Here is a 14883-nt window from a genome sequence, read left to right on the forward strand (position 1 = left end):
CCGCGAAGGCCGTCCACACCGTGGCCACCCCCCGATCCCGGCCGGCACCACGCGGCGCGCGCAGCCGTCCCCGGCCGGCACCACGCGGCGCGCGGACCGCCGTGCCCGCCCGTGCCCCGCTCATGGCTCCCCCACCCCGACCGTGTCCTCGGCGAGTGCCGCCGCACCGGCGCGCAGCGTCAGGCCCATGCCGCCAGGACCGGGTGCGGGGGCCTCCACAGTCACCCGCCACAGCTCGCCCGAACGGGTGACCGCGACCCGCGCGCCCTCCGGCGCGGCCGCCCGGGCGGCCGCCTCTGCGCCGGCCACCGGCTCGGACCTGGCCACCGCCCGCGCCCCGGCCCGCGCCGCGTCCACGCACTGGATCTGCGCGGCGGCGGCGCCGAGCGCCCAGACCAGCGCCATGGTGAACACCACCAGCGCGGGCAGTGCCATCGCCGCCTCCACGGTCACGGCGCCCCGGTCGTCAGAACGGCGCATCGAGCGCCTTCCCGATCACGGACTCCAGTGCTCCGGAGACCGACCCACTGGTCACGATCTTGTAGAGGACCGTCGCGAACCCGGCCGCCGCGATCGTCCCCATCGCGTACTCCGAGGTGGTCATCCCCGCGTCGCCCCGGGCGGCCGCCCGCCGGTCCCGCCACCGGGCGATCGTCCGCCGCGTGCGCGGCGTCCGTTCCCCCGTGGCCGCGGTGGTGCCCGTAGCCGTCCGGACTGTCTTCGTCATGCCAACCCCCATGTGTGGTCCTTGTGTTCGCCGTTTTCGTGATGCGTCGTCGTGCTTCGTGGTCAGTTCCGCAGGAGCCCGGTCGCGAGGCCGATCACCACCGGGGCCACCCCCACCGCCAGGAAGGCAGGCAGGAAGCAGAGCCCCACGGGTGCGGTGATCAGGACCTGGGCCCGCTGGGCGCGGGCCGCCGCCGCGCGGGCCCGTTCCGCGCGCAGGTCGGTCGCGTGCCGTGCGACGGCCTCGGCGGCGGGCGCCCCCGAGGAGCCGGCCCGCTCCAGGCAGCGGGCCAGGGCCTCGGCTCCCGGTATCGCGCCGAACCTCCGCCACACATCGGCCGGTTCACCACCGAGCCGCAGCTCTCCGGCCGTCCGCGTCAGCCGCTCGCCGAGCGGTCCGCCCAGCGAGCGCCCCACCGCCTCGGCCGCCTCGCCCGGCCCCGCTCCGGCGGACGCGCAGGCCGCCAACAGGTCGGCCGCGAGCGGCAACTGCCGTACGGCCTCCTCCTCGTCGCCGACCGCGGGGGCGCGGCGCGCGCTCCACCACCGAACGCCCCAGCCGGCGGCGAGGCCCGCCAGGCCCCCCGGCACGCCACCGACGAGGGCCAGGACGAGGGCCGCTGTCGCGAGCGGGGCGAACCAGGTCCGCAGCCACTGCGGGCATCGGTTCCCGAACCGTCGCCCTCGCGTCGGCCCGGCGCCCAGGAGGGTCTCGGCCCGTTTCCGCGTCCGCCGCTCGCGCCGCCGGTCGGCCACCGCGCAGGCCGCCCAGGCGAGCGAGGCGAGGACCGCGACCGTCACCCCCAGGCTGTGGACGAACTCCCCGGTCACACGCGCTCCCCTCCTCGGACGATCCGGGCCGCCCACCACAGTCCGGCCGCCTCCAGGGCCGCGCCGACGGCCAGGCACCCCAGCCCCACCGGGGTGTGCAGCAGCACGTGCAGCGGGCGGGCGCCGAGCGCCGTACCGAGCACGAGACCGACGGCCGGGAGCACCGCGAGCACGGCCACCGTCGCCCAGGCGCCGGCCAGTTGGGCCCGCAGCCGCTCCCGCTGGTCCCGGTGCTCCCGCAGCGCGGCCTCCAGCCGGTCGAGCCCGGCCGCGAGGCCCGCGCCGCCGTCGACCGCGACCTGCCAGCAGGCCGCGAGACCGGCCAGCCCGTCCGCCCCGTCCCGCCGCGCGGCCCTCCGCAGGGCCAGGGCCACATCGCCTCCGAACCGGGCCGCCGCAAGCACCTCCGCCTCCTCCCGCGGCCCGAGCGCCCCGGTCGCCCGCACCGCGAACCGCAGCGCTCGCGCGGGCTGCCGCCCCGCCCTCAGCTCGGCCGCGACCGCGCCGCACAGGTCCACCACCGCGTCGGACCGCGCCTCCCGCTCCCGGCGCAGCTCCGTTGCCCGCAGCCGGCGCCCCACCAGCGGCACCGCCACCGCGCCCGCCACCAGGGGCAGCGGCGACTCACCGAGCACCGCGAGGACCGCCGCCACCGGCAGGCAGAGCCAGGCGCGCCGCCCCCGCAGGGCAGCCCACCAGCGCAGGCCGAGCGCCCGCCACGACGGACCCCGGTGGTCCCCCGCCACGCCCGGAGCCCCGACACCCGCGAGCACCAGGCGCGCCCTGCGCGCTCCGCGCTCCCGCTCGGCCACCCGCCACAGCGCCGCCCCGGCACACAGCACCGCCGCGGCCTGGGCCGGCGCCCACTGGTCCGCGGTCATGAGCCACCCCCGATCAGCGACCGCAGCCGCTCCCAGCCGCGCTCCCGCTCGAAGCCGGACGCCGCCCAGCGCAGCGCGGGCACGGTGACCACGAGCCCCGCCCGGTCCCGCTCCAGGACGTGGATCTCCGCGATCCGCCGGACTCCCGCCCTGTCCCGTACGAGATGCAGTACCGCCGAGAGTCCTGCCCCCAACTGGCTGTGCAGGGCGGCCCGGTCGAGTCCCGCCGCCGTCCCGAGGGCTTCGAGGCGGGCCGGTACGTCCGCCGCCGTGTTGGCGTGGAGCGTGCCCGAGCCGCCCTCATGGCCGGTGTTCAGAGCTGCCAGCAGGTCGACCGCCTCGCCTCCGCGCACCTCTCCGACGACCAGCCGGTCCGGCCGCATCCGCAGCGCCTGCCGGACGAGGTCCCGCAGGGTCACCAGACCCGCGCCCTCCTGGTTCGCCGGTCGCGCCTCCAGGCGCACCACGTGCGGATGGTCGGGCCGCAGCTCGGCCGAGTCCTCCGCGAGGACGATCCGCTCCCGCTCGCCGACCAGGCCGAGGAGCGTGGACAGGAGCGTCGTCTTCCCCGAGCCGGTCCCTCCGGAGATCAGGTACGAGACCCGGGCATCGATCAGGGCGCGCAGGATCCGCTCGCCGCCGGGCGGCACCGTGCCCGCCCGGGTCAACTCCCCCACGGAGAAGGCCCGGGGCCGCACGACCCGGAGCGACAGGCACGTCGATCCGACGGCCACCGGGGGCAGCACGGCGTGCATGCGGGTCCCGTCCGGCAGCCGGGCGTCCACCCAGGGCCGGGCGTCGTCGAGGCGTCGGCCCGCGACCGCCGCGAGCCGCTGCGCCAGTCGGCGCACGGCCGGGGCGTCCGGGAAGCGGACCCCGGTCAGTTCGAGGCCGCTGCCCCGGTCGACCCAGACCCGGTCGGGGCCGGAGACCAGTACGTCGGTGACGGCGGGATCGGTGAGCAGCGGCTCCAGCGGTCCGGTGCCGACCAGTTCGCTGCGCAACGCCTCGGCCGCGCCCAGGACTTCCGTGTCCCCGAGCAGCCTGCCCTGTTCCCGCAGGGCCGCCGCCACCCTGGCCGGGGTGGGCTCGGCCCCGCTCTCGGCGAGCCGCTGCCGCACGGCCTCCAGGAGCCCCGCGCCGCCGCCGTGCGTCGTGGCGGCGGTCACGCGGCGGCCTCCGGTGCGAGCGCGCGCTCCCAGAACGCGGCGCAGAACCGGCCGAGCGGTCCGCGCGCCTCGTCGCCCGGCGGCGCCCCGCTGTCGAGCGCGGCCAGGAGGCCCGGATCGTGCGGGAGTTCCCCCGCGAGCGGTAGCCCGAGGGTGTCCGCGACCCACTGCTCGTCGATCCCGGGCGCGTACGGTCCGCGCACCACCGCGCGCAGGTCGGCGAGGACCTGGCCGGCGAGCGAGGCGATCCGGTGGGCCGCCGCGACGGCCCGCAACTCGCCCGGGACGACGAGGAGTCCGAGGTCGAGCTGGGCCAGCGCCTCCGTCACCGCCTCGTCGATCCGGCGCGGCAGGTCCACCACGACGATCCCGCCCCTCCTGCGCGCCGCCGCGAGGACCGCGCGCATGGCCTCCGCCGGGACGAGGACCGCGTCACCGCGGTCCCAGCTGAGCACCCGCAGCCCGCGCACCGAGGGCAGTGACTCCTCCAGGGCGCCGCCGCCGACCCGCCCCTTGGAGGCGACGAAATCGGGCCACCGCAGGCCCTCCGCCCGCTCCCCGCCGAGCAGCACGTCGAGACCGCCGCCGAGCGGGTCGCCGTCCACCAGCAGGGTGCGCCGCCCGGTCCTGGCGGCGGCGAGGGCGAGCGCGCAGGCCAGGGTGGAGGCCCCGGCTCCGCCGCGGCCGCCGATGACACCGACGGTCAGGGCCTGGCGGCCCGCGCCCTCGGTGGCGTCGGCGATGCGGTCGACGAGCCAGCTCTCGGCGTCCGGCAGCCGCAGCACGCAGTCGGCGCCGATCTCGACCGCCTGCCGCCACACCCCGGGATCCTCGGGCACGTCCGGGTCCCGGCCGACGAGGATCACCCCCTGCCTGCGCGCCGCCCCACGGCAGCGCGCCGCCACGTCGGTGCCGACCAGGACCAGCGGGGCGTCGGTCCAACTCGCCCGGCGCTCGGGCACCGTGTGGTGCACCTCGGGCTCGGCGCCCGCCGCGGCGCAGAGCCGCAGCAGGTCGTCGCGGAGCCCGAGGTCCTCGGTCACGATCAGCGGCCCGGCCGCACGAGCGCCCCCGGCCGGCCCGGCCGCCGACGAGGTCCGCGAGGCACCCCGCGCTCCCGGGGCCGCTCGCCCGCCTGCCGGCCCGTGCGCACCGCGCGCCCTCGAAGCCCCGCCCTCCGTCCACGTCGGCGAAGCCCCCGAAGCCCTCGCGGTCCTCGCCGCCCTCGCCGGTCCGAAAGTCATGGTTCCCGCCACAGCACACGCCCCCTGTCGATGCGATCCCGGCCGCGCCCTCGCACGGCCGAGATCGGTGATTCCTTCCGTCCGCGGAGTTCGCGGTCGGAATCACCGTGGCGCCATCCCGGAAATCGTGTGGATCTTGCTCAAAAACTGTGGATAACCCCGCCGATGTGAATATCCCCGTGCCCCATACCGGGGATGCCCGGAGAGCATCCTGACCGCTACGCTGAGTGACGAAACGAAGGCATCAGGCCATCGCGGCCACTCGGCCGCGGAGAGGGGGAGAGATGAGGATCCGGCGGACGAAAACGCGTCCGGACATGCGACGACCCCCGCCGGGGGGGAGAGCGGGGGTCGTCTCTCCGGCCGACTCGGGGGGGGAGGAGCCGGACCGGGTTAGCACGGTCGCGAACGATCCGTGACTTCCATGGTGTACCCGAGAGCCTTCTCAGGCAAACCCACACGCCCGAGGGTACGCCGAATGGCGGCCACCTATGCTCGGCTCGTGGAAAACCACTCGATGCCGCGCGCAGCCGCCTTCTTTGACCTGGACAAGACGGTCATTGCGAAGTCCTCGACGCTGACCTTCAGCAAGTCCTTCTACCAAGGCGGACTGATCAACCGCCGTGCCGTCCTGCGGACGGCCTACATCCAGTTCGTCTTCCTCGCGGGCGGCGCCGACCACGATCAGATGGAGCGGATGCGCGAATACCTTTCCGCGCTCTGCAAAGGCTGGAACGTCGCGCAGGTCAAGGAGCTCGTCGCCGAGACCCTGCACGAGCTGATCGACCCGATCATCTACGACGAGGCGGCGTCCCTCATCGAGGAGCACCACGCCGCCGGCCGGGACGTCGTGATCGTCTCGACCTCCGGCGCCGAAGTGGTCGAACCGATCGGCGAGATGCTCGGCGCCGATCGCGTCGTCGCCACGCGGATGGTCGTCGGCGACGACGGCTGCTTCACCGGAGAGGTGGAGTACTACGCCTACGGCCCCACCAAGGCGGAGGCGATCCACGAGCTCGCGGAGTCCGAGGGCTACGACCTCTCACGCTGTTACGCGTACAGCGACTCGGCGACCGACGTACCGATGCTGGAGTCCGTGGGCCACCCCTACGCGGTCAATCCCGACCGGACGCTCCGCCGTGAGGCGATCGCCCGGGACTGGCCGATCCTCTCCTTCGAGAAGCCGGTCCGCCTCAAGCAGCGACTGCCCGCGTTCCGGATGCCACCGCGCCCCGCGCTCCTTGCTGCCGCCGCCGTGGGCGCGGCCGCCGCGACGGCCGGTCTCGTCTGGTACGCCAACCGGCGACGCCACTCCACCCTTGCCGATCGCTTTGCCCGGATTTGAGGCGAAAGTAAAGAACTGGAGTCAGGACTTTCGCTTCCCACCCGACAGGAGTAGAAAGGAATCAGGCCCGCGAGACCTAGGACATCCGAGAGGATCACCTGTTGAGCAAGAAGGCCCCACGGACCACGCACAGAAGCTGAGCACCCACGCGACGTCGACCCGTCGATTACGGGCCAGCCGCACCAGGCGATGGGCAAAGTTCCCCGCTTGATGGGCACATATCGAGGACGCTTGGTAACTCGGCAGACGTGCCAGCGGCGGTACCAGGACTGGTACCGCCGCAACCCTTTGTCAGGGGTGGTTCAGACCGCCCCCACCGCAGGAACGTCTCACGCCGCGCCGCGCTGCAGCGCCTCGCAGACCGCCGTCGACTCCCGGACTCCCAGCTCCACGGCCCGCCCGCAGTGGGCGATCCAGGCCGCCATGCCCTCCGGGGTCCCCGACAGGTACCCCTCGAACGCGGCGACGTACGCCGCACGCCCCTGCTCCGCGTGCCCGACCTCCGCCGGGCAGATCGCCTTGGGGTCCAGCCCGCTGCCGATCAGCACGATCCGCTCGGCAGCCCGCGCGATCAGCCCGTTGTACGAGGTGAACGGGCGCAGCGCGAGCAGTTCGCCGTGGACCACGGCGGCCGTCACCAGCGCCGGGGCCGTACCGCCCGCGATGATCAGCTCGCTGAGCCCGTCGAGCCGCCCTGCGACCTCCGCAGGATCCGGCAGCGGCGCCTCGATCAGCGGCTCGTCCACCGCCTCGCCCGGCTGCCGCGGCCTGCCGACGGAGTCCCCGAAGTCGGGGGTGTCGCCGACCGCGACCAGGTGGAGCCGGGCGAGCACCCGCAGCGGGGACTGGCGCCAGATGGAGAGCAGCTGACCCGACTCGGCGCCGAGCCGCAGGGCCGCGCCCACCGTCCGCGCTTCGGCGTCGCCGCCGAAGTCGGTACGCCGGCGGACCTCCTCCAGGGCCCAGTCGGCGCCGGACAGCGCCGCCGAGCCGCGCGCCCCGCGCAGGGCGGCCTCGGAGGTGATCTCGTTGCTGCGGCGCCGCATGACGCGGTGGCCGTAGACCCGGTCGACGGCCTTGCGTACGGAGTCCACCGAGTCGGCGACGCCCGGCAGGGAGCCGAGGGCGGCCAGGGGGTCAGAGGCGTGCGTACTCATAAGTAGGGAGGCTACGCGCCCGCGGCGCCCACCCCGGCCCGCCCCACCTTGGAGTGGTCTTCTTCACGGACCTCGACCACGCGACGCAGTCATGGCGCTACGCTTCGTGAACATGAAGATCGCTTTCGTAGGGAAGGGCGGCAGCGGCAAGACCACGCTGTCCTCGCTCTTCATCCGCCATCTGGCCGCCAATGAAGCCCCCGTCGTCGCGGTGGACGCCGACATCAACCAGCACCTCGGGGCCGCGCTCGGGCTCGACGAGGCCCAGGCGGCCGCGCTGCCCGCGATGGGCGCGCATCTGCCGATGATCAAGGAGTATCTGCGGGGCGCGAACCCGCGGATCGCCTCGGCGGACTCGATGATCAAGACGACCCCGCCCGGCGAGGGCTCGCGCCTGCTGCGGGTGCGCGAGGACAACCCGGTGTACGAGACCTGCGCCCGGACGGTCCGGCTGGACGACGGCGAGATCCGGCTGATGGCGACGGGGCCGTTCACCGAGTCGGACCTCGGGGTGGCCTGCTACCACTCCAAGGTGGGCGCCGTGGAGCTCTGCCTGAACCACCTCGTCGACGGGGTCGACGAGTACGTGGTCGTCGACATGACGGCCGGCTCGGACTCGTTCGCCTCGGGGATGTTCACCCGCTTCGACATGACGTTCCTGGTCGCCGAACCGACTCGCAAGGGGGTGTCGGTCTACCGCCAGTACAAGGAGTACGCGCGGGACTTCGGCGTCGCCCTCAAGGTCGTCGGCAACAAGGTGCAGGGCCAGGACGACGTGGACTTCCTGCGCGCCGAGGTGGGCGACGACCTGCTGGTGACGGTGGGCCACTCGGACTGGGTGCGCGCCATGGAGAAGGGCCGCCCCGCCCGCTTCGAGCTCCTGGAGGCCGACAACCGGATGGCGCTGCAGGCCCTCCAGAACGCCGCGGACGACTCGTACGAGCGGCGCGACTGGGAGCGGTACACGCGCCAGATGGTCCACTTCCACCTGCGGAACGCGGAGAGCTGGGGCAACGCCAAGACCGGGGTCGACCTGGCGGCGCAGGTCGACCCCGGCTTCGTCCTCGGCGAGGAGCGGGCCGTCGCCGCCCAGACCGGCTGAGCGGCGGTACGGGCGCCCAGCCCGGCTGAACAGCGGCCGCCCCGAGGGCGGCTCAGTCCTGTCCGGGCTCCCTCAGCGGCGCGGATCCGGCCACCGGCTCGGATCCCGCCACAGGCTCGGATCCCGCCAGGGGCTCGGAGCCCGTCAGCGGCTTCGCCGGCGGAGCCAGCGGGTCCGACGGCGCCTGCGGCTGCGAGGCCAGGAAGGTCGACCAGCCGCCCTGCGGGGCCTCGCCGACCTTCAGGGTCCGCATCTTCGCGATGACGGCGGGATCCTGGGCGTCGAGCCAGTCCGCGAGCTGCCGGAAGGACACGCACTTCACGTCCTTCTGTACGCAGACCGTGGCGATGGTCTCCTCGATGGCGCGCATGTACGTGCCGCCGTTCCAGGACTCGAAGTGGTTGCCGATCACGACCGGCGCCCGGTTGCCGTGGTACGAGCGGTTGAAGGCCTGCACCAGACCGTCCCGCATCTGGTTGCCCCAGTACTCGTGCTGCGAGGGGTCGCCCTGGGTCCTGGTGCCCGACTGGTTGACCATGAAGTTGTAGTCCATCGAGAGCGTCTGGAACGCCCGGCCGGGCATCGGTACCAGGTGCATCGACAGGTCCCACAGGCCGTGGTCCTTCTTCGGCCAGATCTGGTCGTTGACGCCGCTGGTGTCGTAGCGGAAGCCCAGCTCGGAGGCGGCCTTCACGAAGTTCTCGCGACCCTCCAGGCAGGGCGTACGGGCGCCGACCAGCTCCTTGTCGTAGTCGAACGGCAGGGGCTGCTCGGCGGTCAGGCCCGAGTTCGTCTTCCAGTTCTTCACGAAGGACTTGGCCTGACCGATCTCGCTCTTCCAGTCCTCGACCGACCAGGTGCCGACGCCGCTCTCCGGCCCGCAGAAGTGGCCGTTGAAGTGCGTGCCGACCTCGTTGCCCTCCTGCCAGGCGCCGCGCAGTTCGCGGACGGTGGCACGGATGCCCTCGGTGTCGTTGAAGCCGATGTCGGAGCGGCCGGCCGCGTGGCCCGGCGGGTCGTAGAGCGTGCGCTTGTCCTCGGGCAGGAGGTACACGCCGCTGAGGAAGTAGGTCATGGTCGCGTCGTACTTCTTGCCCACCTCACGGAAGTGGGAGAAGAGCTTCTGACTGTCCTCGCCCGCGCCGTCCCAGGAGAACACCACGAACTGCGGGGGCTGCTGCCCCGGTTCGAGCTTCTTCCAGACGGGCTGGCGCGGCTGCGCGCCGGTGAAGGCGGTGGAGCCGTCACCGATCAGGCGCGGCGCGTTCGGCGCGGCGGCCGGGGCGGGCTTCTTCGCCCCGGGGGCGCCCTTCTCCTTCGGCGCCGACCCCGAGGAATCCGAGCAGCCGGCGAGGCAAGTCATCAGGGCGACGGCGAGGGCACCGACGCCGAGGGCCCTCCTGCGGACAGTGCGGACAGTGGTCCTTCTCCCGGCGGCTGACATCCGCCCACCTCTCCTCGGTTCCGTACGGGTGCGAGCGGCGTCAACGTCGCACCACGGAGCCCGGAACGATGAAACGACAAGCGGAACGGCAACGGACTGTCACCCCAACCGGTGAATCATTGCCCTGTTTGCCCCGAAAATAATGCCGCAGTCTTTACTCTCCATTACGATCCATTTACTGAGCGTTGATAGTCGCCGTCGCCCCGCACGGCGTGTGTCGCCGCCCGGTCATCCCGCCACTGCACGCCGTGACCCACGGCCGCGACCCCCACGTTCGTCCCGCACGAGCCGCGACCGCGCTGCCCCGGAGAAGACGGGAACACATGACACTCTGCTCACCCCTGCGCCGAACCCCCGACCAGCGACCGCACAGCCCGCCCGACGGCGGCCCCGCCCGCCGCTTCCGTATCGCAGGCGCCGACGTGTCCGCGTCGATCGCCGTCTTCCTGATCGCGCTGCCGCTCTCCCTCGGTATCGCCCTCGCCACCGGAGCCCCACTCCAGGCCGGACTCGTGGCCGCGGCCGTCGGCGGTATCGTCGCCGGCCGGTTCGGCGGCTCGCCGCTCCAGGTCAGCGGCCCCGCCGCGGGCCTCACGGTGGTCACCGCCGAGCTGATCCAGCGCTACGGCTGGCGCACCACCTGCGCCATCACCGTCCTCGCCGGCTTCGCCCAACTCGGCCTGTCCGCCCTGCGGGTGGCCCGCTCGGCCCTCGCGGTCTCCCCCGCGATCGTGCACGGCATGCTCGCCGGCATCGGCGTGACCATCGCCCTCGCGCAACTCCACATCGTGCTCGGCGGCACCCCGCAGAGCTCCGCCGTGGACAACGTCGTCGGCCTGCCCTCGCAGGTGGCCGACGTGCACCCGGCCGCGCTGGTGATCAGTGCGCTCACCGTGGCCCTGCTCCTGCTGTGGCCACGCCTGCCGGGCCGTACGGGACGGCTGCTGCGGAAGGTCCCGGCCGCCCTCGCCGCCGTGGCCGCCGCGACGGCCGCTGCCACGCTCGCCGGGCTCGCCGTCCCGCGCGTCGACCTGCCCTCCTGGAGCAGTCACGCCCTGCCCGGGCTGCCGGAGGGCCCCGTCCTCGGCATCGCGGCGGGCGTCCTCACGATCACCCTGGTCACCAGCGTGCAGTCGCTGCTCTCCGCGGTCGCCGTGGACAAGCTGGTGGCCGCCCGCGCGGACCACGGGCACGGCGTGCCCCGGTCCCGGCTCGACCGCGAACTGGCCGGCCAGGGCGCCGCGAACGTCGTCTCGGGCGCCCTCGGCGGGCTCCCGGTCGCCGGGGTCGCGGTGCGCAGCGTCGCCAACGTCTCGGCCGGCGCCGTGAGCCGTAACTCCACGATGCTGCACGGCCTGTGGATCGTGCTCGCCGCGCTCCTCCTGGTCCCGGTCCTCGACCTGATCCCGCTGCCCGCGCTCGCCGCGCTCGTCATGGTCGTCGGCATCCAGATGGTCAGCATCACGCACATCCGCAGCGTCACCCGCCACCGCGAGGTCCTGGTGTACGCCGTGACGGTCAGCGGAGTCGTCCTCGTCGGCATCCTCGAAGGCGTCGCGCTCGGGATCGCCGTGGCCACCGCCGTCGCCATGCACCGCCTCACCAAGACCCGGATCACCCGCGAGGAGCGGGACGGCCGCCACCTGGTGCGCATCCGCGGGCAGTTGACGTTCCTCGCCGTTCCCCGGCTGAGCCGGGCGCTGCACCAACTGCCCCAGGGAGCCCGGGTCGTCGTCGAGCTGGACGGGTCGTTCATGGACCACGCGGCGTACGAGACCCTGCACGACTGGCAGGCGAGCCAGGTCCGTCTCGGCGGCGAGGTCGAGGTGACCGGCCCGTCCGGCGCCCGGATCGCCGAGCCCGACCCGGCCTCCCACGCGTGCTGCCGCCCCTGGACGCCCTGGCGCAACCACTGCGGCGGGCACCATCACCCCGCCGACGAGACGCGCCGGGCGACGGGGCATCGGCCGGCGACCGACGACCGGCCGGCCACCGGGCACCAACTGGCGAGCGGCATCGGCAAGTTCCAGCGCAACACGGCGCCGCTCGTGCGCGACGAGCTCGCCCGGCTGGCCCGCGAGGGCCAGCGCCCCTCGCAGCTCTTCCTCACCTGCGCCGATTCCCGCCTGGTGACGAGCATGATCACTTCAAGCGGCCCCGGTGACCTGTTCACCGTGCGGAACGTGGGCAATCTCGTTCCGCTGCCCGGCGAGGAGAGCGGCGACGACTCGGTCGCGGCGGCGATCGAGTACGCGGTGGAGGTGCTGCGGGTCCAGTCGATCACCATCTGCGGACACTCCGGCTGCGGCGCCATGCAGGCCCTCATGAACAGCGCGCCGGACGCCCCGCGGACCCCGTTGCGGCGCTGGCTGCGGCACGGGAAGCCCAGCCTGGAGCGGATGGCGAGCCGGCACCACGCCTGGGCCCGGATCTCGGGACGGCTGCCGGCCGACGCGGTGGAGCAGCTCTGTCTGACCAACGTGGTCCAGCAGTTGGAGCACCTGCGGGCGTACGAGTCGGTGGCGCGGCGGCTCGCCGAGGGCACGCTGACACTGCACGGGATGTACTTCCACGTCGGCGAGGCACAGGCGTATCTGCTGGCCGCGCCGGACGAGCAGCACCGCTACGAGGACGTCTTCGACCGCGTCGCACCGTCGGGACCGGCCGGACGACCGGAGGGGCGGGCCGAGGAGTCCGAAGACCGCCTCGCGCAGCACCCCGCACCGCCCGACGAGGTGCTCGCGCGGACCGTCGACGACGACCGGGTCGCCGCGTCCCGCGTCGACGACCTGACGGACGCCCGCGCGTCCTGAACCGTCCCGCCCGCGCGTCCGTGAGACTGGGTGGCCCCTTCGTCCTACCGCTCGGGACGGAGGGGCCACCGCGCATCCCGCCACCGCGCACCCCCGTCGGCTCACAGGTCTAAACCAATTGCCTGGAGACTCTTGTCACCCGGCCCTCTGACTGATGAGCTATGACGCGGGACACATAGGCACATAGGACGCCCTGGGAAAGGGAGATGTCGTGAGCAACGAGAGCCTGGCCAACCTGCTCAAGGAGGAGCGGCGGTTCGCGCCGCCCGCCGAGCTGGCCGCGCACGCCAACGTGACGGCGGAGGCCTACGAGCAGGCCGCGGCGGACAGGCTTGGCTTCTGGGCCGAGCAGGCGAAGCGCCTCACCTGGGCCACCGAGCCGACCGAGACCCTCGACTGGTCGAACCCGCCGTTCGCCAAGTGGTTCGCCGACGGCACGCTGAACGTGGCGTACAACTGCGTGGACCGCCATGTCGAGGCCGGTCACGGCGACAGGGTCGCCATCCACTTCGAGGGCGAGCCGGGCGACGGCCGCGCCCTCACCTACGCCCAGCTCAAGGACGAGGTCTCGCAGGCGGCCAACGCCCTGACCGAGCTGGGCGTCACCTCCGGCGACCGGGTCGCCATCTACCTGCCGATGATCCCCGAGGCCGTCGTCTCGATGCTGGCCTGCGCCCGCATCGGCGCCGCGCACTCCGTGGTCTTCGGCGGCTTCTCGGCCGACGCCATCGCCACCCGCGTGGCGGACGCCGACGCCAAGCTGGTGATCACCGCCGACGGCGGCTACCGCCGCGGCAAGCCCAGCGCTCTGAAGCCCGCCGTCGACGAGGCCCTGACCCGGGGCGCCGGCGTGGACAACGTCCTCGTGGTCCGCCGTACGGGCCAGGACGTCGACTGGACCGAGGGCCGGGACGTCTGGTGGCACGACATCGTCGGCCGCCAGTCCACCGAGCACACCCCCGAGGCGTTCGACGCCGAGCACCCGCTCTTCATCCTCTACACCTCGGGGACGACGGGTAAGCCCAAGGGCATCCTGCACACCTCCGGCGGCTACCTCACCCAGGCGTCCTACACCCACCACGCCGTCTTCGACCTCAAGCCGGAGACCGACGTCTACTGGTGCACCGCCGACATCGGCTGGGTCACCGGACACTCGTACATCACCTACGGGCCGCTCTCCAACGGCGCGACGCAGGTCATCTACGAGGGCACCCCGGACACCCCGCACCAGGGCCGGTTCTGGGAGATCGTCCAGAAGTACGGCGTCACGATCCTCTACACGGCGCCCACCGCGATCCGCACGTTCATGAAGTGGGGCGACGACATCCCCGCCAAGTTCGACCTGTCGAGCCTGCGCGTGCTGGGCTCGGTCGGCGAGCCGATCAACCCCGAGGCGTGGGTCTGGTACCGCGAGCACATCGGCGCCGGGAAGACCCCCATCGTGGACACCTGGTGGCAGACCGAGACCGGCGCGATGATGATCTCGCCGCTGCCCGGCGTCACCGAGACCAAGCCGGGCTCCGCCCAGCGCCCGCTCCCCGGCATCTCCGCGACCGTCGTCGACGACGAGGCCAACGAGGTACCCGACGGGGGCGGCGGCTACCTGGTCCTCACCGAGCCGTGGCCGTCGATGCTCCGCACCATCTGGGGTGACGACCAGCGCTTCCTGGACACGTACTGGTCGCGCTTCGAGGGCAAGTACTTCGCCGGCGACGGCGCGAAGAAGGACGAGGACGGCGACATCTGGCTGCTGGGCCGGGTCGACGACGTCATGCTCGTCTCCGGGCACAACATCTCCACCACCGAGGTCGAGTCGGCGCTGGTCTCGCACCCGGCCGTCGCCGAGGCGGCGGTCGTGGGCGCGGCCGACGAGACGACCGGACAGGCGATCGTCGCCTTCGTGATCCTGCGCGGTACGGCGAGCGAGGACGAGGGCCTCGTCGCCGAGCTGCGCAACCACGTCGGTACGACGCTCGGCCCGATCGCGAAGCCGAAGCGCATCCTGCCGGTGGCCGAGCTGCCGAAGACCCGGTCCGGCAAGATCATGCGCCGCCTGCTGCGGGACGTGGCGGAGAACCGGGAGCTCGGCGATGTGACGACGCTCACGGACTCCTCCGTCATGGACCTCATCCAGACGAAGCTGCCGAGCGCGGCCAGCGAGGACTGAGCCC

Annotated in this window: 12 protein-coding genes; 4 read left to right on the top strand and 8 right to left on the bottom strand. The window is 73.4% G+C overall.

Translation table 11 applies throughout. From position 1 onward, the window contains the following. Nucleotides 1–120: 120 nt before the first annotated feature. From AB0E14_RS11030 to ssd, 6 genes are all read right to left on the bottom strand, one after another. A complete protein-coding gene (locus AB0E14_RS11030) occupies nt 121–480 on the bottom strand; it encodes a TadE family type IV pilus minor pilin (protein WP_362414862.1) in 360 nt (119 codons plus the stop codon). Beyond that, nucleotides 467–727 (bottom strand): DUF4244 domain-containing protein, encoded by a 261-nt coding sequence (locus tag AB0E14_RS11035; RefSeq protein WP_362414864.1) that lies wholly within the window; start codon nt 725–727, stop codon nt 467–469. Before AB0E14_RS11035 ends, AB0E14_RS11030 begins: the two co-directional genes overlap by 14 nt. 62 nt (nt 728–789) lie before the next feature. After that, nucleotides 790–1557 (bottom strand): type II secretion system F family protein, encoded by a 768-nt coding sequence (locus AB0E14_RS11040; RefSeq protein WP_362414866.1) that lies wholly within the window; start codon nt 1555–1557, stop codon nt 790–792. Continuing rightward, a complete protein-coding gene (locus AB0E14_RS11045; protein WP_362414868.1) occupies nt 1554–2438 on the bottom strand; it encodes a type II secretion system F family protein in 885 nt (294 codons plus the stop codon). Before AB0E14_RS11045 ends, AB0E14_RS11040 begins: the two co-directional genes overlap by 4 nt. Beyond that, on the bottom strand, nt 2435–3607 hold the full coding sequence (locus tag AB0E14_RS11050; protein ID WP_362414870.1) for a TadA family conjugal transfer-associated ATPase: 1173 nt from the start codon (nt 3605–3607) through the stop codon (nt 2435–2437). The genes AB0E14_RS11045 and AB0E14_RS11050 overlap by 4 nt, the downstream gene beginning before the upstream one ends. Then, entirely contained in the window at nt 3604–4656 is a 1053-nt protein-coding gene (ssd, locus tag AB0E14_RS11055) for a septum site-determining protein Ssd (RefSeq protein WP_362415092.1), read from the bottom strand. The genes AB0E14_RS11050 and ssd overlap by 4 nt, the downstream gene beginning before the upstream one ends. Nucleotides 4657–5329: 673 nt before the next feature. Here ssd and AB0E14_RS11060 point away from each other — a divergent pair. Then, on the top strand, nt 5330–6196 hold the full coding sequence (locus AB0E14_RS11060) for an HAD-IB family hydrolase (RefSeq protein WP_362414872.1): 867 nt from the start codon (nt 5330–5332) through the stop codon (nt 6194–6196). Nucleotides 6197–6525: 329 nt separating this feature from the next. On the opposite strand, the gene AB0E14_RS11065 is transcribed toward AB0E14_RS11060, so the two are convergent. After that, on the bottom strand, nt 6526–7353 hold the full coding sequence (locus tag AB0E14_RS11065; RefSeq protein ID WP_362414874.1) for an oxidoreductase: 828 nt from the start codon (nt 7351–7353) through the stop codon (nt 6526–6528). Between the two features lie 112 nt (nt 7354–7465). On the opposite strand from AB0E14_RS11065, the gene AB0E14_RS11070 reads away from it, so the two are divergent. Beyond that, nucleotides 7466–8455 (top strand): ATP-binding protein, encoded by a 990-nt coding sequence (locus AB0E14_RS11070; RefSeq protein WP_362414876.1) that lies wholly within the window; start codon nt 7466–7468, stop codon nt 8453–8455. A 52-nt stretch (nt 8456–8507) separates the two neighbouring features. Here the strand turns inward: AB0E14_RS11070 and AB0E14_RS11075 are convergent, their stop codons facing one another. Continuing rightward, a complete protein-coding gene (locus AB0E14_RS11075; protein WP_362414878.1) occupies nt 8508–9899 on the bottom strand; it encodes a hypothetical protein in 1392 nt (463 codons plus the stop codon). Between the two features lie 323 nt (nt 9900–10222). On the opposite strand from AB0E14_RS11075, the gene AB0E14_RS11080 reads away from it, so the two are divergent. Further along, nucleotides 10223–12712 (top strand): SulP family inorganic anion transporter, encoded by a 2490-nt coding sequence (locus AB0E14_RS11080; protein WP_362414880.1) that lies wholly within the window; start codon nt 10223–10225, stop codon nt 12710–12712. 211 nt (nt 12713–12923) lie between these two features. Continuing rightward, nucleotides 12924–14879, top strand: coding sequence for an acetate--CoA ligase (gene acs / locus AB0E14_RS11085; RefSeq protein WP_362414882.1), 1956 nt, complete (start codon nt 12924–12926; stop codon nt 14877–14879). Nucleotides 14880–14883 lie beyond the last annotated feature (4 nt).

The organism is Streptomyces sp. NPDC047981, from assembly GCF_040653315.1.
Taxonomy (GTDB): Bacteria; Actinomycetota; Actinomycetes; order Streptomycetales; family Streptomycetaceae; genus Streptomyces.

Excerpts from the sequence above, each read along its gene's own strand:
- AB0E14_RS11065 (WP_362414874.1), bottom strand. The coding sequence starts at position 7,353 with ATGAGTACGCACGCCTCTGACCCCCTGGCCGCCCTCGGCTCCCTGCCG.
- AB0E14_RS11035 (WP_362414864.1), bottom strand. The coding sequence starts at position 727 with ATGACGAAGACAGTCCGGACGGCTACGGGCACCACCGCGGCCACGGGG.
- AB0E14_RS11080 (WP_362414880.1), top strand. The coding sequence starts at position 10,223 with ATGACACTCTGCTCACCCCTGCGCCGAACCCCCGACCAGCGACCGCAC.
- AB0E14_RS11060 (WP_362414872.1), top strand. The coding sequence starts at position 5,330 with ATGGCGGCCACCTATGCTCGGCTCGTGGAAAACCACTCGATGCCGCGC.
- AB0E14_RS11030 (WP_362414862.1), bottom strand. The coding sequence starts at position 480 with ATGCGCCGTTCTGACGACCGGGGCGCCGTGACCGTGGAGGCGGCGATG.
- AB0E14_RS11075 (WP_362414878.1), bottom strand. The coding sequence starts at position 9,899 with ATGTCAGCCGCCGGGAGAAGGACCACTGTCCGCACTGTCCGCAGGAGG.
- AB0E14_RS11045 (WP_362414868.1), bottom strand. The coding sequence starts at position 2,438 with ATGACCGCGGACCAGTGGGCGCCGGCCCAGGCCGCGGCGGTGCTGTGT.
- AB0E14_RS11070 (WP_362414876.1), top strand. The coding sequence starts at position 7,466 with ATGAAGATCGCTTTCGTAGGGAAGGGCGGCAGCGGCAAGACCACGCTG.